Origin of the sequence: Pedobacter sp. MR22-3 (genome assembly GCF_026240075.1) — a bacterium.
GTDB lineage: Bacteria > Bacteroidota > Bacteroidia > Sphingobacteriales > Sphingobacteriaceae > Pedobacter.
The window spans coordinates 357,324-375,034 of sequence record NZ_JAPIVF010000002.1; the positions used below are offsets into that span (position 1 = coordinate 357,324).

Genomic DNA, 17,711 nt, shown 5'->3' on the forward strand with positions numbered 1-17,711 from the left:
TAAGTTTAAACGCTTAAGATTGTATATAAAATCACCAAAATGGCAAAGTCTGGAAAGATAGTTCAGCTGTTTCAGAAACCTGAAAATTTTATAAAATCCCGTGCCCGACAACTCCAGCTCGGGAAATGCTATATCTCTGCCAACTGGGAGGAAAGTGGTATTGCAAATGTGATTGTAAGCCGAATCCACATTAATGGAAATCTTACAATAGGCATGTACCTTGTTGACTTTAAGTGTTTAGGTATTAAAGATTCCGCTTTTAAGTTTAATATCCCTTTAGATGAAGTTCAATACCTGATCGCCTATATAAAGGGTGAAGAAATTGAATACAACCGGGTTCATAATATGCTATATGGTGCAGAAGCATTTGCTGAAAGTTGTGGCTTTAAACCCCATAAAGATTGGGCCATAGGTCAGCTTATACTTGAGGAAGACGATGACCGGATTCAAATTACTGATATTCCGTTTGGAGAAGAAGGAGTTCCTGCTTATTATCCCGGTCCAAATGAAGATGATGATACAATCAATAGAATTTTGGCCACTTTGGATAAAAACCTGGGGCCTGGAAATTATTATTTTTATGAAGATGATAAGCGTGACTGATGCAGGAATGAAAGGGGATAAATCTACATCATTACCAAGCCTTATTTATATGGAGTTAGGCTCTCATGGTGAGGCCTGTGAAATAGCGGAACAGGGATGAACTTTTTCCTGATTCTTATATTTCCAACAGTTGAGTTTATATTTTTATATTCTGCTTTGTGCGAATATTTCTTGGCTAAAAAAGATATTGCTCCCGCCATTTGCTTTGTGAATGTATGAATATGCCATCTATATGATCTTTGCTCTTAGAGCGGAATGGTGCTAAGTAGCTGAAGACAACGTATTTTAAGCAGGAAAACAAAAATAAATGATATAAACAGGATTACCCAACTATGGGTTTAAAGGCCTGGTTTGATGCTGTAGCTGCTCAGTGAAAGTTAAATCCCATCATATCAGCAATTTATTTGAAAAAATATTTAGCTAACTATTTGAAAATTAATATTTCTTGCCTATCTTTGCCGTCCCTTTCGGGGGATGTACAACCACCTTGAACGAAGCCCTACTGCTTCGATGGGTGTTAAAAATAAAAGATAAAATGTCAGGAATTATTGGAAAAAAAGTAGGAATGACCAGTATCTTTGATGCCGAAGGAAGAAACATTCCTTGTACGGTAATCGAGGCTGGGCCTTGTGTAGTTACACAAGTGAAAACCGAAGAAAAAGACGGGTATTCATCAATCCAATTGGGTTATGATGAGAAAAAAGAGAAAAACACAACTCAACCGTTAAAAGGCCATTTCGCGAAAGCAAACACAACTCCGAAACGCAAGCTGGTAGAATTCAACTCGTTTACAACTTCACTTAGCTTAGGTGATGTGGTAACTGTTGATGCATTCGCAGAAGGCGATTTTGTTGATGTTGTAGGTACCTCAAAAGGTAAAGGTTTTCAAGGTGTTGTAAAACGCCACGGATTTGCCGGTGTTGGTATGCAGACTCACGGTCAGCATAACCGTTTACGTGCCCCAGGTTCATTGGGTGCATCATCATTCCCTTCACGTGTATTCAAAGGAATGCGCATGGCTGGAAGAACAGGTGGAGACAGGGTAAAAGTTCAGAACTTACAGGTTTTGAAAGTTTATGCTGAGCAAAACTTATTAGTAGTTAGTGGTTCCATTCCAGGAGCTAAAGGTTCTTACGTAATCTTAGACAAGTAATCAGATGGAAGTTAAAGTATTAAACATTTCAGGTAAAGAAACAGGTGCCAAGGTGCAACTTCCTGAATCGGTATTTGGTATCGAGCCTAACGACCACGCGATTTATTTAGATGTAAAACAGTATCTGGCTAACCAACGTCAGGGTACGCACAAATCTAAACAGCGTAATGAGATTGCAGGTTCGACCCGTAAACTATACAAACAAAAAGGTACAGGTGGTGCACGTGCTGGTAGCATTAAATCTCCTTTATTTAACGGTGGTGGTCGTGTATTCGGTCCTCAGCCACGTGACTATAGTTTCAAATTGAACAAGAAATTAAAATCATTAGCACGTAAATCTGCTTTAGCTTATAAAGCAAAAGATAATAACGTGGTAATTTTAGAAGATTTCAACTTCGAAACAGCTAAAACTAAAAATTACACCAGTTTATTGGCTGCGTTAAACGTAGGTACTCAAAAAACTTTATTGGTTTTACCTGCACAAAATAATAATATCTATTTATCAAGCAGAAACGTTCAGAAAACTAAAGTAATCTCTGCAGCAGACTTAAATACCTATGATGTATTAAATGCTGGTGTGCTTGTGTTAACTGCTGATTCTGTTAAAACTTTGGAGGAGGCATTTGCCAAATAATATGGAAATTTTAAAAAAACCAATATTAACCGAAAAAGCTTCAGCTTTAACTGAGAAATCTAACCGTTTCACGTTTAGCGTTAACCATAAGGCTAACAAAATCCAGATTAAAGCAGCTATTGAAAAATTGTACGGTGTAACTATCGTTGCAGTTAACACAATGGTTGTGGATGGAAAAGCTAAATCACGTTACACTAAAGCAGGTTTTGTATCTGGCCGTAGCCCGAAATACAAAAAAGCAATCGTAACGTTGAAAGACGGCGAAACAATAGATTATTACGCAACCCTTTAATTTAATAATTCATTATAACTATGGGCTTAAGAAAATTTAAACCAGTTACTCCAGGTACCCGCTTCAGAGTTGGTGCCAGTTTCACGGAGATTACAGCAACCACGCCCGAAAAATCATTGGTTGTATCATCAAAAAAGTCTGGTGGACGTAATAACACGGGAAAGATGACTATGCGCTACATGGGCGGTGGTCACAAAAAATCATACCGTTTGATCGATTTCAAACGTGATAAATTTGATATTCCTGCAACAGTAGCTACTGTTGAATACGATCCAAACCGTACTGCCCGCATCGCATTATTACATTATGCAGATGGCGAGAAGCGTTATATCATTGCTCCTGAAGGATTGCAAGTTGGTTCGGTATTATTATCGGGCGATGCAGCAGCACCAGAAGTAGGTAACACTTTAAAATTATCGAACATTCCATTAGGTTCTATCATCCACAACGTGGAGATTCACCCTGGAAAAGGAGCACAATTGGCTCGTAGTGCAGGTGCTTACGCACAATTAGCTGCCCGCGATGGTAAATATGCGACTTTGAAAATGCCTTCAGGCGAAACCCGTTTAATCCTGACTACTTGTCTGGCTACTATCGGTGCGGTATCTAACTCAGATCACGCAAACGAAGTATTAGGTAAAGCTGGTCGTAAACGTTGGTTGGGCCGTCGTCCGAGAACTAGACCGGTAGCGATGAACCCTGTCGATCACCCAATGGGTGGTGGTGAAGGTAGATCATCAGGTGGTCACCCACGTTCAAGAAATGGCGTTTTAGCTAAAGGCTTTAAAACCAGAGAACTTAAAAAATATTCTAATCGTTACATCATAGAGAGAAGGAAGAAATAATGGCTCGTTCGATAAAAAAAGGACCGTATATTGACCATAACGTAGAGAAAAAAGTAAACTCTATGAATGATTCAGGCAAAAAGTCTGTAATCAAAACTTGGTCTCGCAGATCAATGATCTCACCAGATTTCGTTAATCATACATTTGCAGTACACAATGGAAATAAATTTATTCCGGTGTATGTTACAGAAAACATGGTTGGTCACAAGTTGGGAGAATTTGCTCCAACCAGAACATTCAGAGGACACGCTGAAAAGAAAAAATAATTAGACAATGGAAGCAATAGCAAAATTAAACAATTGTCCAACCTCACCACGTAAGATGCGTTTGGTTGTAGATCTTATCAGAGGTGAACGTGTAGAGAAAGCATTAAGCATTTTAAAGTTTACCAATAAAGAAGCAGCAATAAGAGTTGAGAAATTATTATTATCTGCCATTAAAAACTGGGAAGCTAAAAATGAAGGTGCCCGTCCTGAAGAAAATCAACTTTTTGTTAAAACAATTATGGTTGATGGTGGCCGTCAGTTAAAACGCTTACGTCCAGCTCCTCAAGGCCGTGGATATAGAATTCGTAAACGTTCTAACCACGTAACGCTGATTGTAGATAGTAAAAATACAGAAACAACTCAAAACTAATTTTAGGAAATGGGACAAAAAGCAAATCCAATAGGTAACAGGTTAGGTATCATCAAAGGATGGGATTCTAACTGGTTCGGTGGCAACAACTACTCCGATAAATTAGTTGAAGATGAGAAAATAAGAAAATACCTTTCTGCCCGTATCGCTAAAGGTGGCGTTGCAAAAGTAGTGATCGAGCGTACGTTAAAACGTATCACCGTAACTATCCACACAGCCCGTCCAGGTATCGTAATCGGTAAAGCAGGTGCTGAGGTTGATAAAATCAAAGAAGAGTTAAAGAAATTGACTAAAAAGGAAATTCAAATTAACATCTTCGAAATTAAACGCCCAGAACTTGATGCACAATTAGTTGCAGAAGGTGTTGCAAAACAATTAGAAGCAAGGATCTCATTCCGTAGAGCAATGAAATCTTCTATCGCATCAACTATGCGTATGGGTGCTGAAGGGATTAAAATCATGACTTCTGGTCGTTTAGGTGGTGCTGAGATGGCACGTACTGAGCAGTACAAAGAAGGAAGAGTGCCTTTGCATACATTCCGTGCTGATATCGATTACGCTTTAGCTGAAGCCTTAACTACTTATGGTAAAATAGGTGTTAAAGTTTGGATCTGTAAAGGTGAAGTTTATGGAAAACGTGATTTGTCTCCGAACATTGGTTCGACAAACAACGGTCCAAAAGGCGCATCAGAGAAACCAGCTTTCGGCGGAAGAGATAACAGAGGTGGTGGAAGAGATAACCGTGGCGGCGGTAACGACAGACGTGGTGGAAACCAAGGTGGTGGTCGTGGTCCAGGTCAAGGCGGTCCCGGAGCAAATAGAGGTGGTGGCGCAGGCGCTAACAGAGGTCCTCGTAAATAATTGATTTATTAACATCGTTTAACGATTAGAACAAAATAAAATGTTACAGCCAAAAAGAACGAAGTTCAGGAAGATGCAAAAAGGCAGAATGAAGGGTTTAGCTTCTCGTGGAGCTGAATTAGCATTCGGATCTTTCGGTATCAAATCTTTAGAAGCCACTTGGATCACAAGTCGCCAGATAGAGGCTGCCCGTATCGCCGTAACACGTTTCATGAAACGTGAAGGTCAGGTATGGATCAGAATATTCCCGGACAAACCGGTAACTAAAAAACCTGCTGAGGTACGTATGGGTAAAGGTAAAGGTGCTCCTGAGTATTGGGTAGCAGTTGTAAGACCTGGACGTGTAATTTTCGAAGCTGAAGGTGTGCCTTTAGAAGTAGCTAAAGAAGCATTGCGTTTAGCCGCTCAGAAATTACCAATCCAAACCAAGTTCGTAGTACGTAGAGATTACGTAGAAGCATAGTAAAGTGTTGAGGTGAATGTTGTAAATACTTGTTTATTATAACCGCTACACTCAACGTAAAAGAAAAAGAAAAATGAAAAATTCAGAAATCACAGGGCTTTCAAAAGAAGAATTAGTAGCTAAGATTGCGGAAGAAAAAGAGAACTTATCAAAATTAAAGTTCGCACACACTATTTCAGCTATCGAAAATCCTTCGCGTATTGCGAAAGTAAGGAAAGACATAGCCCGTTTAAACACTGAGTTGACTAAAGTGAAAAACACTGAGTCAGCTACTGAAACTAAATAATTTGAGAGTCGACATGGAAAGACAATTAAGAAAAACAAGAACGGGATTAGTAGTGAGCAACAAGATGGACAAATCTGTTGTAGTGAGCGTTGAGCGTAAAGTAAAGCACCCGATTTATGGTAAGTTCGTGAAGAAAACTACCAAATTTATGGCTCACGACGAGAAAAACGAATGTGGTATCGGTGATACGGTATTGATCATGGAAACTCGTCCTTTGAGTAAGAACAAGAACTGGAGATTGGTACAAATTTTAGAAAGAGCTAAATAAGATGGTACAACAGGAATCAAGATTAAACGTTGCTGATAACAGCGGCGCAAAAGAAGTATTGGTAATTCGCGTGCTAGGTGGAACCGGCAAACGTTATGCTTCAATTGGTGATAAAGTAGTTGTTACCGTAAAAAGCGCATTACCGTCAGGTAATATTAAAAAAGGTACAGTTTCAAAAGCAGTTGTTGTAAGAACTAAAAAGGAAATCCGTCGTAAAGATGGTTCTTATATCCGTTTTGACGATAATGCTGCTGTATTATTGAACGCACAGGATGAGCCAAGAGGTACACGTATCTTTGGCCCGGTTGCGAGAGAACTACGTGAAAAACAATTCATGAAAATTGTATCATTAGCACCGGAGGTATTATAAAATGGGAAACAAAGTAAATACACCATCAAAACTTAAAATCCGCACTGGAGATTTAGTTAAAGTAATTGCTGGCGATTCAAAAGGTCAACAAGGAAAAGTACTATCAGTACAAATAGATAAAAACAGAGCCATTGTAGAAGGCGTTAACTTAGTATCTAAACATACTAAACCAAATGCTGCAAATCCGAACGGTGGTATTATTAAAAAAGAGGCTGCTCTTCATATTTCTAACCTGATGTTGGTTGATCCAAAATCAGGTAAAGCTACCCGCGTTGGTCGTAAACTAAACGCAGATGGTAAAATAGTTAGAGTTGCTAAAATTTCAGGGGAGGAAATTAAATAATGGCTACACCTAGATTAAAAAGCAAATACAAAGAAGAAGTTGTAAATGCATTAAAAGAGAAATTCCAGTACAAAACTGTAATGCAGGTTCCTAAATTGGAAAAAATCTGTATCAATCAGGGTGTAGGTCGTTTTTCTGTAACTGATAAAAAGATCATGGATACGACAATCGTTGAATTGTCAACCATCACTGGTCAGCAAGCAGTTCCTGCTAACTCTAAGAAAGATATCTCGAACTTTAAATTGCGTAAAGGTATGCCGGTAGGTGTACGTGTAACATTACGTGATAACAATATGTACGAGTTCTTAGATCGTCTGATCTCTGTAGCTTTGCCACGTATTCGTGATTTTAAAGGTATTAACGATAAAGGATTTGATGGAAAAGGTAACTATACTTTAGGTGTTACTGAGCAAATCATCTTCCCGGAGATTAATATAGATAAAATCAATAAAATTTTAGGGATGGATATAACTTTCGTAACTTCGGCGAAATCTGATGTTGAAGCACTTGAGTTATTGAAACAATTCGGATTACCATTTAAAAATCAAAAAACAGCAGAATAATGGCAAAAGAAGGTGTAAAAGCACGCGAAGTTAAGCGCCAAAAATTGGTAGCTAGATACGCTGAAAAACGTGCAGCATTAAAAGCTGCGGGAGATTTCGAAGGTTTAGATAAATTACCTAAAAACTCATCTCCGGTACGTTTACACAACCGTTGTAAATTAACTGGTCGTCCACGTGGTTATATGCGTACCTTTGGTATTTCAAGGGTAACGTTCCGCCAAATGGCACTAGACGGTAAAATACCAGGTGTTAAAAAGGCATCTTGGTAATATAGCTTAGAGCTGAAAGCTTAAAGTCTAAAGCGAATAAACCCGCTTTAGGCTTTAGTCTTTTTGCTTTTCGCTTTGAAAGAATTTTAACCGATAGCAGGTCCCACAGCTGGGTAGCAGAAGGAAACCACTATCAAAAACAATAAATAATGAATACAGATCCAATAGCAGATTATTTAACAAGAGTAAGGAATGCCATTAAGGCCAACCACCGTGTTGTAGAAATTCCTGCATCAAACCTTAAAAAAGAAATTACTAAAGTTCTTTTTGACAAAGGTTACATCGCGAACTACAAGTTTGAAGATACTACCGTTCAAGGCACCATTAAAATCGCTTTGAAATACAATCCGATTACTAAAGTTCCTGCTATTCGTACGTTAGTGCGAGTAAGTAAACCAGGTTTGAGAAACTATGCTGGTGTTGAAAATATGCCAAGAGTATTAAACGGTTTAGGTATCGCAATCTTATCTACTTCTAAAGGTGTAATGACTGATAAAGAAGCAGCCAAATTAAACATTGGTGGTGAGGTATTGTGTCACGTTTATTAATATTAGGAGAACAGCACAATGTCAAGAATAGGAAAAGCCCCAATTACAATCCCTGCAGGTGTTACAATTACCGTATCAAATGATAACGTAGTAACTGTAAAAGGTCCTAAAGGTGAATTAACGCAAGCAGTTGATACAGATATCACTGTTAGTCAGGAAGATGGAATTTTAACGGTTCAACGTCCATCAGAACAAAAGAAACACAAAGCATTACACGGTTTATATCGCTCATTGCTTAATAACATGGTTATTGGTGTTACGGATGGTTATAAATTAACTCAGGAATTAGTAGGTGTTGGTTACCGTGCTACAAATCAAGGTAATACACTGGATCTGGTTTTAGGTTATTCTCACCATTATGTATTCCAGTTACCAGAAGAGATTAAAGTAACTACATCATCAGAAAAAGGTCAGACGCCTAAAATTATCTTAGAAAGTATTGACAAGCAATTGATCGGTCAGGTAGCAGCGAAAATCCGTTCGTTACGTGCACCAGAGCCATATAAAGGTAAAGGTATCAAGTTTGTAGGTGAAGTGTTAAGAAGAAAAGCAGGTAAATCAGCGTCTAAAAAATAGTAATCATGGCAGGTAAAAAATTATCAAGAAGAGATCGTATTAAAAAAGGGATCAGAAAAAGACTTACCGGTTCAGAAGAACGTCCAAGGTTATCTGTATATAGAAGCAATAAAGGGATTTATGCGCAGGTAATTAACGATGTAACCGGTAAAACAATTGCATCAGCATCATCATTATCGAAAGATTTTACTGGTACTGGAAACAAAAGTGACCAATCAGTAGCTGTAGGTAAACTAGTTGCCGAAAAAGCAATCGCTGCAGGTATTAAACAAGTTGTTTTCGATAGAAACGGCTATTTATACCATGGTCGTGTAAAATCGTTGGCAGAGGGTGCCCGCGAAGCTGGTTTAGTATTTTAATCTGAAGAAAAAGTAAGATGTCAACTATCAATATAAAAAGAGTAAAAACCACCGATATCGAATTAAAGGATCGTTTGGTTAGTATACAACGTGTTGCCAAAGTAACCAAAGGTGGTCGTACTTTCAGCTTCTCAGCAATTGTTGTTGTTGGAGATGAGAACGGTGTTGTTGGTTTCGGTTTAGGTAAAGCGAAAGAGGTAACTGAAGCCATTGCTAAAGGTGTGGATGATGCTAAAAAGAACTTAGTAAAAGTGCCAATCTTAAATGGTACTGTTCCTCACGAACAAATTGGTAAATTCTCAGGTGGTTTTGTTTTAATTAAACCAGCTGCAGTAGGTACCGGAGTAATTGCTGGTGGTGCGATGCGTGCTGTATTAGAGAGTGCTGGCGTGCATAACGTATTGGCAAAATCTAAAGGTTCATCAAACCCACACAACGTGGTAAAAGCAACTGTTGATGCATTAACAAAAATGCGTGATGCTTATACGGTGGCTCAAACCCGTGGTATAGATTTAAACAAAGTATTTAACGGATAATATCATGGCTAAGATCAAAATAACACAAGTAAAAAGCGTTATCGACAGAAGCGAGCGCCAAAAGAGAACTGTTCAGGCTTTGGGATTATCTAAAATGAACCAAAGTGTTGAGGTTGAAGCTACACCACAAATTATTGGTATGGTTCGTAAAGTGAACCACTTGGTAGCAATCGAAGCAATTTAAGAGAATTATTAAATGAATGAGTTTTGAGTGATTGAATGTGAAACAATCATTCATTCAAAATTCAATCATTATTATTTATCGTTGTACCTGTTTAGTGAAAGCGAAGGGCAACACAAATTCAAAAAAATGAATTTAAGTAATTTAAAACCTGCAAAAGGTTCTACAAAAAACAGCAAAAGAATTGGTCGTGGTACAGGTTCTGGTCGTGGTGGTACTTCAACTCGTGGACACAAAGGTGCGGGTTCCCGTTCAGGTCACAAAACCAAAATCGGTTTTGAAGGTGGTCAAATGCCTTTACAACGTCGTGTGCCTAAAGTTGGTTTCAAACCAATTAACCGTACAGAGTACGTTGGTGTAAACTTAGATGTTTTACAAACTTTAGCTGAAAAACACAGCTTAACAACTATCGATTTCGCTGCTCTCCAAGCGCATGGTTTAGCTTCAAAAAATGACTTAGTTAAAATTTTAGGTCGTGGTGAAGTGAAAGCAAAATTAGAGATTACTGCACATGCGTTTTCTGCAACCGCACAAAAAGCTATTGAAGCTGCAGGTGGTTCTATCGTAAAATTGTAATTATTAAATGAAGAAGCTATTTACTACTTTAAGTAATATCTGGAAAATTCAAGAATTAAAAGAGCGTATCTTGTTTACGCTCTTAATTCTTTTGGTATACCGTTTCGTATCTCACGTGGTTTTACCAGGTGTGGATCCAACTGCTTTAGATGCTAATGAAAAATCAGGACTTTTAGGCATACTAGATATGTTTGCCGGAGGTTCTTTCTCCCGTGTGTCTATTTTAGCGTTGGGGGTAATGCCTTATATCTCTGCGTCTATCGTGGTGCAATTATTAGGTATTGCTGTTCCTTCTTTCCAAAAAATGCAGAAAGAGGGCGAAAGTGGTAGAAAGAAAATGAACCAGATCACGCGTTACCTGACGGTAGCGATCACAATCGTTCAGTCTGTAGGTTACGTTAAAACGCAGGTTCCGGCTGAAGCTATTTTATTACCAAACACGATATTTCTAATATTATCTACGTTTGTATTAACGGCAGGTACATTATTTGTAATGTGGTTAGGTGAAAAAATTACGGATAAAGGAATTGGTAACGGAACATCTTTAATCATCATGACTGGTATTATTGCCCGCTTACCGCAGGCGATCAGTCAGGAATTTAGTGCCCGCGTGGGTTCTGCCAGTGAAGGTGGAGGTCCGGTGGCATTGGTATTGGAGATTGTTGCTTTATTTGCTGTAGTCATGTTTACCATTCTAATTGTTCAAGGTGTACGTAAAGTCCCTGTACAATATGCTAAAAAAATTGTAGGTAACCGTCAGTTTGGTGGTGTTCGTCAATATATTCCATTAAAGGTAAATGCAGCTGGTGTAATGCCAATTATTTTTGCTCAGGCATTGATGTTCATCCCGGGCGCTTTAATGCAATTCGTTCCGTCATTACAAGGTTCGTGGTTGGTTCAGTTCAGCAATACAACTTCGTTAGCCTATAGCTTAACATTCGCTTTTTTAATTATCGCATTTACATTCTTCTATACTGCAATTACAGTTAATCCAACTCAAATGAGTGACGATATGAAGAAAAATGGTGGTTTTATTCCAGGCGTTAAACCCGGTTTTGCAACATCAACCTTTATTGATGATGTGATTTCTAAAATCACTTTCCCAGGTGCGGTATTCTTAGCAATCATTGCTATTTTACCTTCATTGGCAGTTAAGTTTGGTATTAAACAAGAGTTTGCTCACTTCTTTGGTGGTACTTCTTTATTAATTTTAGTTGGTGTTGTTTTAGATACTTTACAACAGATCGAGAGTTATTTATTGATGCGCCATTATGATGGTTTGATGAAAACGGGCAGAGTTACTGGAAGAACAGGTGTTCCTGCTGCGAGTAGCAATGCAGCTTTGTAAATATTAATTAGTGAATTTTGAATGATAGAATGAATGAATGCTCATATAGCTATTCATTCATTCAAAATTCAATCATTCAAAACTAGAATTAAATGTCTAAAATTTATTACAAGTCTCTTGAGGAGATCGAGTTAATAAGAGAAAGTTCCATGCTTGTTTCTAAAACTTTAGCAGAAGTGGCTAAGGTAATAAAGGCAGGCATGACTACTATTGAACTGGATAAGCTGGCTTATGAGTTTATCAGCGATCATGGTGCAATCCCAGCTTTTTTAAACTACAATGGTTTCCCTAATTCTTTGTGTATTTCACCTAACGAGCAAGTTGTTCATGGGTTTCCAAGTAAGTATGTGATTGAGGAGGGTGATTTAATTTCAGTTGATTGCGGCGTAATCAAAAACAACTATTTCGGTGATTCGGCTTATACTTTCTCTATTGGAGAAATTGATGCTGAAAAACAGAAGCTGGTAGCGGTTACTAAACGTTGCCTGGAATTAGGAATTGAAAAGGCTGTTGTAGGTATGCGGATCGGTGATATAGGCTTTGCCATTCAGCAATATGCGGAAGCCAATGGTTTCGGAGTAGTAAGAGAACTGGTAGGGCATGGCGTTGGTGTAAAACTTCACGAGAAGCCTGAAGTACCTAATTATGGGAAACGCGGAGCAGGACCAAAACTTGAAGAAGGAATGGTGATTGCAATCGAGCCTATGATTAATGCAGGTGTTGCCGGTGTTAAATTCCATAACGATGGATGGACGGTAACTAGTAATGATAATAAACCATCGGCACATTTTGAACACACAGTGGCCATAAAAAGGGGCAAAGCAGAAGTTTTATCAACCTTTTCTATAATAGAAGAAGTTTTACAACAAAAAAAATAAATAATTAAAATTTTTTATTTAATTTTGCAACCCTGTTTAGAAGCAGCTAATTAAGTAACAATCAACAAAATATGGCTAAACAAGCCTCAATTGAACAAGACGGAGTAATCAGAGAAGCATTGTCTAATGCAATGTTCCGGGTAGAACTTGAAAACGGACACGAGATTATCGCGCACATTTCAGGTAAGATGAGGATGCACTACATCAAAATCCTTCCTGGCGACAAAGTAAAATTAGAGATGTCTCCTTATGATTTAACAAAGGGACGCATCACTTATAGATATAAATAAAATGAAAGTTAGATCATCAATTAAAAAACGTAGCGCTGATTGCAAGATTATTCGCCGTAAAGGTAAACTTTACGTTATCAACAAGAAAAATCCTAAATACAAGCAACGTCAAGGGTAATTTAAAATAGTGTAATGACCCGTACAACGGTGGCCCGCCGTTCGGAATTACTTAAAAATAATAAACAAATATGGCAAGGATTTCAGGTATTGATTTACCAAGAAACAAAAGAGGAGAGATTGGTTTAACTTATATCTACGGAATAGGAAGAACTACTGCACAACGTATTTTAACTACTGCAGGCATCGACTTGAACAAAAAAGTACAAGACTGGTCTGATGATGAGTTATCAGCAATCCGTACAATGATTAACGATGAAATTAAAGTAGAAGGTGCTTTACGTTCAGAGGTTCAGTTAAACATTAAACGTTTAATGGATATTGGTTGTTACCGCGGTTTACGTCACAGAAAAGGTTTACCTTCTCGTGGTCAGCGTACTAAAAATAATTCCCGTACTCGTAAGGGTAAGAGAAAAACAGTTGCTAACAAGAAAAAAGCTACTAAGTAATAGATAGAGACGAGATGTGAGATTTTAGATGTGAGAACATATCTTTAAAATCTGCTCAAATCTGGAATAAAAGATAAAAAGTAGGATACTGAGTGTCGGGGTAAGAGAAAGTCTCATATCTTAAGTCTCATATCTAAAATCTAATAAAAAAAATGGCTAAGAGTAAAAAAGTAACAAAAAAACGTATCGTTGTAATTGAGCCTGTTGGTCAGGCGCATATCAATGCTACCTTCAACAACATCATCGTTACCTTAACAAATAACAACGGACAGACTATTTCTTGGTCTTCTGCTGGTAAAATGGGCTTTAAAGGTTCTAAAAAGAACACACCGTATGCAGCTGGTCAAGCGGCTTCAGATTGCGGTAAAGTGGCGTTTGATTTAGGTTTACGTAAAGTTGAAGTATTTGTAAAAGGTCCGGGTTCAGGTCGTGAATCTGCAATCAGAACTTTGCAAGTAGCAGGGATCGAAGTAACATCTATCAAAGATATTACACCACTTCCACACAACGGATGTCGTCCTCCTAAAAAGAGAAGAGTTTAATTAATTTTAAAGCTAAGAATCTTCGGTTACAGGCCGAATGGTACTTTAAAACAGAAAAAAAATGGCAAGATATACAGGCCCAAAATCAAAAATCGCCCGTAAATTCAGAGAACCAATCTTCGGTCCTGATAAGGTGTTAGACAGAAAAAATTATCCTCCTGGGCAACATGGCTCATCAAAAAGAAGAGGAAAACAATCTGAATATGCTATCCAGTTAATGGAGAAACAAAAAGTAAAATACACTTATGGTGTATTAGAAAAACAATTCAGTAACTTGTTTAAAAAAGCATCTTCTCGTGCTGGTATCACCGGTGATAACTTACTTCAATTATTAGAGGCACGTTTAGATAACACAGTTTACCGTTTAGGTATTTCAACAACCCGTTCTGGTGCACGCCAGTTAGTTAGCCATAAACACGTTACCGTGAATGGTGAAGTTGTAAATATTCCTTCATATCAGTTAAAAGCTGGTGATGTGGTTGCTGTTCGTGAAAAATCGAAATCATTAGAATCAATTAGTAACTCAGTTGCAGGCAGAACAATTAATAAGTTTGCCTGGTTAGAGTGGAACGCCAGTGAATTAACCGGTAAGTTCTTAACCTATCCACAACGTGATGAGATTCCTGAAAACATTAAGGAAAACTTAATCATCGAGTTATACTCAAAGTAATAAATAAGATAGTTAATTACCTCGAAAGGGTAATTAACTTTTTTCTTGTTACTATATATTCAATAACGAATTTAAAAAATTATAAATGGCAATTTTAGCATTTCAGAAACCAGACAAAGTGATCATGCAGAAATCAACTGATTTCGATGGCACATTTGAATTTCGTCCTTTAGAGCCCGGTTTCGGTGTAACAATTGGTAATGCCTTAAGAAGAATATTACTTTCTTCATTAGAAGGTTATGCTATTACTACTATTCGTTTTTCAGGCGTTTCTCATGAGTTTTCTACCATGAAAGGTGTTGTAGAAGATTTAACTGATATCATCTTAAATTTAAAACAAGTTCGTTTTAAGAAAACCGGTGATTCAGGTGATGCAGAAAAAGTTTTCATCATCGTTAATGGCCAGGATCAGTTTAAAGCTGGTGATATCACTAAATTCTCTAACAACTTTACAGTTTTAAACCCTGAGCATGTGATTTGTAATATGGATAAATCTGTGACTCTGGAGGTAGAATTAACCATCAATAAAGGACGTGGTTATGTACCTGCTGAAGAAAATAAAGTTGCTGATGCTGTTGTAGGTGTTATCGCGATCGATTCGATCTACACGCCAATGAAAAATGTAAAATACACAATTGAAAATTTCCGTGTTGAACAAAAAACGGATTATGAAAAATTGGTATTAGATATTTCTACTGATGGTTCAATTCATCCTGAAGAAGCATTAAAAGAAGCGGCTAAGATTCTTATCCAACACTTTATGTTATTCTCTGATGAGAACTTGGTATTAGAATCTCAGGCTAAAGAAGAAACTAAAGAAGTTGATGAGGAAATTTTACATATGCGTAAAATCCTTAAAACTGAATTAGTGGATATGGACCTTTCAGTAAGAGCATTAAACTGCTTAAAAGCTGCTGATATCCGTACTTTAGCTGATTTGGTTTCTTACGATGTTGCTGATATGTTAAAATTCAGAAACTTCGGTAAAAAATCTTTAACAGAAATTCAGGAATTAGTAAAATCAAAAGGTTTATCATTTGGTATGAACCTGTCTAAATTTAAATTAGACGAAGAATAAAAACGTTATATGTTATAAGTGATACGTCTTACGTAAAACTTACAACTTATTACTTTAATACATTAATTATTCACTGTGTATAATTCCCTCTGAGACAGAGACGGTATACACTTTATTAAAAAACAATGAGACACGGTAAAAAAGTAAACCACTTAGGTAGAACCGCAAGCCACAGAAAGGCGATGTTAGCGAACATGGCTTCATCACTTATTTTGCACAAAAGAATTTCAACTACTTTAGCTAAAGCTAAAGCATTACGTACTTATGTTGAGCCTATTATCACGAAATCAAAAAATGATACTACGCACTCCCGTCGTACAGTTTTTGCTTATTTACAGGATAAAGAAGTAGTTACTATTTTATTCCGCGAAATTGCTGAGAAAGTGGCAAACCGTCCAGGTGGTTACACTCGTATCATTAAATTAAATAACCGTGCCGGTGATAATGCTGAAATGGCTTTAATTGAATTGGTTGATTATAACGAAGTTTACGGTAAAGATGTAGAAGCGAAAGAAGAGAAGAAAACAACTCGTCGTGGTAGAAGTAAAGCTGCTGCTCCTAAAGCAGAAGAAGCTAAAGCTGAGACTGCTGAAAAAGCTGCAACTGAAGCACCTGCTGCCGAAGAAGCTCCTGCAACTGAAGAACCAAAAGGAGAATAATTTTATTCACCTTAAGATTAAAAAGTCCTGTTCGAAAGAGCAGGACTTTTTTTATGTTGTTTTTTTTCTATTCTTGTATTACCAAATTATGAAAGTTATTATCCCCCTCTGCATCCTGTTCTGCTTTTCAAGCGCAGCGGCTCAAAATCAACAGGATAGTATTATTAATAAACTTGTTATCGCAACTTCAGATAGTATTGATATTAAATCTTTATCTCAATCAATGGCTAAGATGCTACCTGAAAAAATGATCTATTTGAAAGGAGAATATCATGATATGAAATCAACCGGCAGGAGCCTTCGTTCAATTTTTATCGCGTTGCATGAAATAAAGGGTGTTAATTACATGCTTTCAGAATATAGTCATTCTTACTTATTTTGTTATAATCTTTTCCTGAAAACCGGAGATCTAAAGATTCTGGCTACTTGGGATGATCAGCTGGGGCTTGATAGTTTAAGCCTTAAGCGATATTATTACAACATGATTTCTTTGTACAAATACAATTTAAAACAATCAAGTTCAAATAGGATTTCATTTGTAGGAATAGATATTGATCTTCAAAATACATCCACAAGAACAAATGTTCAGCGTGATTATTTGAATGCTATTAAGTATTTAAGAAAATATTCTCTCAGGCCCTTACCTGGAGAGATCAATGATTTATTCGAAAAAATCTTAAATAGTAATGATTATCAGATTTTAAGTGGTTTAACATTTCGGTTGAAAGAAGTAAGCAAAATGCATGTTCCTGAATTACTGGCCTGCTTTGGTGATTTTTATAAAGATTATTACCTTATTGTAAATAGTGTAAAGCAATTTCGTGGCATTCACCGTGAAGAGGAGTTATTGGAGAATTTCAAAATTGCATTTGACGGAATTTTAAAAACAAACCCTGATTTGAAACCTAGGTTTTTCGGCAATTTTGGTAGTTACCATGCTTCTATAGAAAAAAAATATTCTTTTGCCTCGATTTTGGATAAATCCAAAGATTTCAGGAACAATGTAGCATTTATTGCAACCGGTTATTACAACTCTTTATCGACGTATGATAAACTGAAACCAGTGATTTGGCAAGGTGCAGCAATAACAGGATTATCTTCAAAAGATCAGCTAGAAGCTAATCGCTTGGTTGAAGAAACTGCTGGAAAAGTGGATAAGCAACTTATTTTAATGGGAAACTTTAAGCAATTGCCATCTGGAAAACTTGATTTTTTAAAACGTTACGATGCCTTTTTGATCTATAACGGATTTAAATAATTGGACAAACCTTTGTCTCATTTTTTTATTACATAGTAGTTTTTCGGCTATGGATCTATA

Annotated in this window: 31 protein-coding genes; all 31 read left to right on the forward strand. The window is 37.2% G+C overall.

Features of this window, described 5'->3' with window-relative positions; all coding sequences use genetic code 11:
* The first annotated feature begins 39 nt into the window (after positions 1-39).
* Entirely contained in the window at positions 40-603 is a 564-nt protein-coding gene (locus OQ267_RS05290; protein ID WP_265835144.1) for a hypothetical protein, read from the forward strand.
* Positions 604-1,138: 535 nt separating this feature from the next.
* Positions 1,139-1,756 carry a 50S ribosomal protein L3 gene (gene rplC, locus OQ267_RS05295; RefSeq protein WP_088302012.1) on the forward strand — a complete coding sequence of 206 codons (618 nt, stop codon included), beginning with the start codon at positions 1,139-1,141 and terminating at the stop codon, positions 1,754-1,756.
* A gap of 4 nt (positions 1,757-1,760) precedes the next feature.
* Positions 1,761-2,390, forward strand: coding sequence for a 50S ribosomal protein L4 (rplD, locus tag OQ267_RS05300; protein ID WP_088301913.1), 630 nt, complete (start codon positions 1,761-1,763; stop codon positions 2,388-2,390).
* A 1-nt stretch (position 2,391) separates the two neighbouring features.
* A complete protein-coding gene (gene rplW / locus OQ267_RS05305; protein ID WP_025145221.1) occupies positions 2,392-2,682 on the forward strand; it encodes a 50S ribosomal protein L23 in 291 nt (96 codons plus the stop codon).
* 20 nt (positions 2,683-2,702) lie between these two features.
* The gene (rplB, locus tag OQ267_RS05310; protein WP_088301914.1) at positions 2,703-3,527 is read left to right on the forward strand and encodes a 50S ribosomal protein L2; all 825 of its coding nucleotides are present in this window, start codon (positions 2,703-2,705) and stop codon (positions 3,525-3,527) included.
* The gene (gene rpsS, locus OQ267_RS22425) at positions 3,527-3,793 is read left to right on the forward strand and encodes a 30S ribosomal protein S19 (RefSeq protein WP_010599906.1); all 267 of its coding nucleotides are present in this window, start codon (positions 3,527-3,529) and stop codon (positions 3,791-3,793) included. The genes rplB and rpsS overlap by 1 nt, the downstream gene beginning before the upstream one ends.
* A 7-nt stretch (positions 3,794-3,800) precedes the next feature.
* Complete coding sequence (gene rplV / locus OQ267_RS05320) at positions 3,801-4,163, forward strand: 50S ribosomal protein L22 (RefSeq protein ID WP_025145219.1); 363 nt, start codon at positions 3,801-3,803, stop codon at positions 4,161-4,163.
* Positions 4,164-4,172: 9 nt separating this feature from the next.
* Positions 4,173-5,024 carry a 30S ribosomal protein S3 gene (rpsC, locus tag OQ267_RS05325; RefSeq protein WP_029282699.1) on the forward strand — a complete coding sequence of 284 codons (852 nt, stop codon included), beginning with the start codon at positions 4,173-4,175 and terminating at the stop codon, positions 5,022-5,024.
* A gap of 40 nt (positions 5,025-5,064) precedes the next feature.
* On the forward strand, positions 5,065-5,487 hold the full coding sequence (gene rplP / locus OQ267_RS05330) for a 50S ribosomal protein L16 (protein WP_010599903.1): 423 nt from the start codon (positions 5,065-5,067) through the stop codon (positions 5,485-5,487).
* Between the two features lie 73 nt (positions 5,488-5,560).
* Complete coding sequence (gene rpmC / locus OQ267_RS05335) at positions 5,561-5,773, forward strand: 50S ribosomal protein L29 (RefSeq protein ID WP_025145217.1); 213 nt, start codon at positions 5,561-5,563, stop codon at positions 5,771-5,773.
* Positions 5,774-5,786: 13 nt separating this feature from the next.
* Positions 5,787-6,041 (forward strand): 30S ribosomal protein S17, encoded by a 255-nt coding sequence (gene rpsQ, locus OQ267_RS05340; protein ID WP_010599901.1) that lies wholly within the window; start codon positions 5,787-5,789, stop codon positions 6,039-6,041.
* Between the two features lies 1 nt (position 6,042).
* Positions 6,043-6,411 carry a 50S ribosomal protein L14 gene (gene rplN / locus OQ267_RS05345; protein WP_010599900.1) on the forward strand — a complete coding sequence of 123 codons (369 nt, stop codon included), beginning with the start codon at positions 6,043-6,045 and terminating at the stop codon, positions 6,409-6,411.
* Position 6,412: 1 nt separating this feature from the next.
* The gene (rplX, locus tag OQ267_RS05350; RefSeq protein WP_029282701.1) at positions 6,413-6,754 is read left to right on the forward strand and encodes a 50S ribosomal protein L24; all 342 of its coding nucleotides are present in this window, start codon (positions 6,413-6,415) and stop codon (positions 6,752-6,754) included.
* Complete coding sequence (gene rplE, locus OQ267_RS05355) at positions 6,751-7,317, forward strand: 50S ribosomal protein L5 (RefSeq protein WP_088301915.1); 567 nt, start codon at positions 6,751-6,753, stop codon at positions 7,315-7,317. The genes rplX and rplE overlap by 4 nt, the downstream gene beginning before the upstream one ends.
* Positions 7,317-7,586, forward strand: coding sequence for a 30S ribosomal protein S14 (gene rpsN / locus OQ267_RS05360; protein WP_010599897.1), 270 nt, complete (start codon positions 7,317-7,319; stop codon positions 7,584-7,586). Before rplE ends, rpsN begins: the two co-directional genes overlap by 1 nt.
* 146 nt (positions 7,587-7,732) lie before the next feature.
* Positions 7,733-8,134 carry a 30S ribosomal protein S8 gene (rpsH, locus tag OQ267_RS05365; RefSeq protein ID WP_231427289.1) on the forward strand — a complete coding sequence of 134 codons (402 nt, stop codon included), beginning with the start codon at positions 7,733-7,735 and terminating at the stop codon, positions 8,132-8,134.
* 18 nt (positions 8,135-8,152) lie between these two features.
* A complete protein-coding gene (rplF, locus tag OQ267_RS05370) occupies positions 8,153-8,710 on the forward strand; it encodes a 50S ribosomal protein L6 (protein WP_088301916.1) in 558 nt (185 codons plus the stop codon).
* 5 nt (positions 8,711-8,715) lie between these two features.
* The gene (gene rplR / locus OQ267_RS05375) at positions 8,716-9,069 is read left to right on the forward strand and encodes a 50S ribosomal protein L18 (protein WP_088301917.1); all 354 of its coding nucleotides are present in this window, start codon (positions 8,716-8,718) and stop codon (positions 9,067-9,069) included.
* Positions 9,070-9,086: 17 nt separating this feature from the next.
* On the forward strand, positions 9,087-9,605 hold the full coding sequence (rpsE, locus tag OQ267_RS05380) for a 30S ribosomal protein S5 (protein WP_010599893.1): 519 nt from the start codon (positions 9,087-9,089) through the stop codon (positions 9,603-9,605).
* Between the two features lie 4 nt (positions 9,606-9,609).
* Positions 9,610-9,789, forward strand: coding sequence for a 50S ribosomal protein L30 (rpmD, locus tag OQ267_RS05385; RefSeq protein ID WP_010599892.1), 180 nt, complete (start codon positions 9,610-9,612; stop codon positions 9,787-9,789).
* A 126-nt stretch (positions 9,790-9,915) separates the two neighbouring features.
* Positions 9,916-10,362 (forward strand): 50S ribosomal protein L15, encoded by a 447-nt coding sequence (gene rplO / locus OQ267_RS05390; RefSeq protein ID WP_154281254.1) that lies wholly within the window; start codon positions 9,916-9,918, stop codon positions 10,360-10,362.
* A gap of 7 nt (positions 10,363-10,369) precedes the next feature.
* Complete coding sequence (gene secY, locus OQ267_RS05395; RefSeq protein ID WP_088301918.1) at positions 10,370-11,710, forward strand: preprotein translocase subunit SecY; 1,341 nt, start codon at positions 10,370-10,372, stop codon at positions 11,708-11,710.
* Positions 11,711-11,802: 92 nt separating this feature from the next.
* Complete coding sequence (gene map, locus OQ267_RS05400) at positions 11,803-12,588, forward strand: type I methionyl aminopeptidase (protein ID WP_265835145.1); 786 nt, start codon at positions 11,803-11,805, stop codon at positions 12,586-12,588.
* Between the two features lie 71 nt (positions 12,589-12,659).
* Positions 12,660-12,878: a translation initiation factor IF-1 gene (infA, locus tag OQ267_RS05405; protein ID WP_010599888.1), complete on the forward strand. Its 219-nt coding sequence runs from the start codon at positions 12,660-12,662 to the stop codon at positions 12,876-12,878.
* 1 nt (position 12,879) lies between these two features.
* Positions 12,880-12,996, forward strand: a complete 117-nt coding sequence (gene rpmJ, locus OQ267_RS22430; protein WP_010599887.1) for a 50S ribosomal protein L36 — start codon at positions 12,880-12,882, stop codon at positions 12,994-12,996.
* 70 nt (positions 12,997-13,066) lie between these two features.
* Positions 13,067-13,444, forward strand: coding sequence for a 30S ribosomal protein S13 (gene rpsM / locus OQ267_RS05415; RefSeq protein ID WP_010599886.1), 378 nt, complete (start codon positions 13,067-13,069; stop codon positions 13,442-13,444).
* A 152-nt stretch (positions 13,445-13,596) separates the two neighbouring features.
* A complete protein-coding gene (gene rpsK / locus OQ267_RS05420; protein ID WP_010599885.1) occupies positions 13,597-13,986 on the forward strand; it encodes a 30S ribosomal protein S11 in 390 nt (129 codons plus the stop codon).
* A 61-nt stretch (positions 13,987-14,047) separates the two neighbouring features.
* Positions 14,048-14,656 (forward strand): 30S ribosomal protein S4, encoded by a 609-nt coding sequence (rpsD, locus tag OQ267_RS05425; RefSeq protein WP_029282720.1) that lies wholly within the window; start codon positions 14,048-14,050, stop codon positions 14,654-14,656.
* A gap of 85 nt (positions 14,657-14,741) precedes the next feature.
* Entirely contained in the window at positions 14,742-15,734 is a 993-nt protein-coding gene (locus OQ267_RS05430; RefSeq protein WP_056848536.1) for a DNA-directed RNA polymerase subunit alpha, read from the forward strand.
* A 125-nt stretch (positions 15,735-15,859) separates the two neighbouring features.
* On the forward strand, positions 15,860-16,393 hold the full coding sequence (rplQ, locus tag OQ267_RS05435; protein WP_265835146.1) for a 50S ribosomal protein L17: 534 nt from the start codon (positions 15,860-15,862) through the stop codon (positions 16,391-16,393).
* An 88-nt stretch (positions 16,394-16,481) separates the two neighbouring features.
* Positions 16,482-17,651 (forward strand): hypothetical protein, encoded by a 1,170-nt coding sequence (locus OQ267_RS05440; protein ID WP_265835147.1) that lies wholly within the window; start codon positions 16,482-16,484, stop codon positions 17,649-17,651.
* The last annotated feature ends 60 nt before the right edge of the window (positions 17,652-17,711 follow it).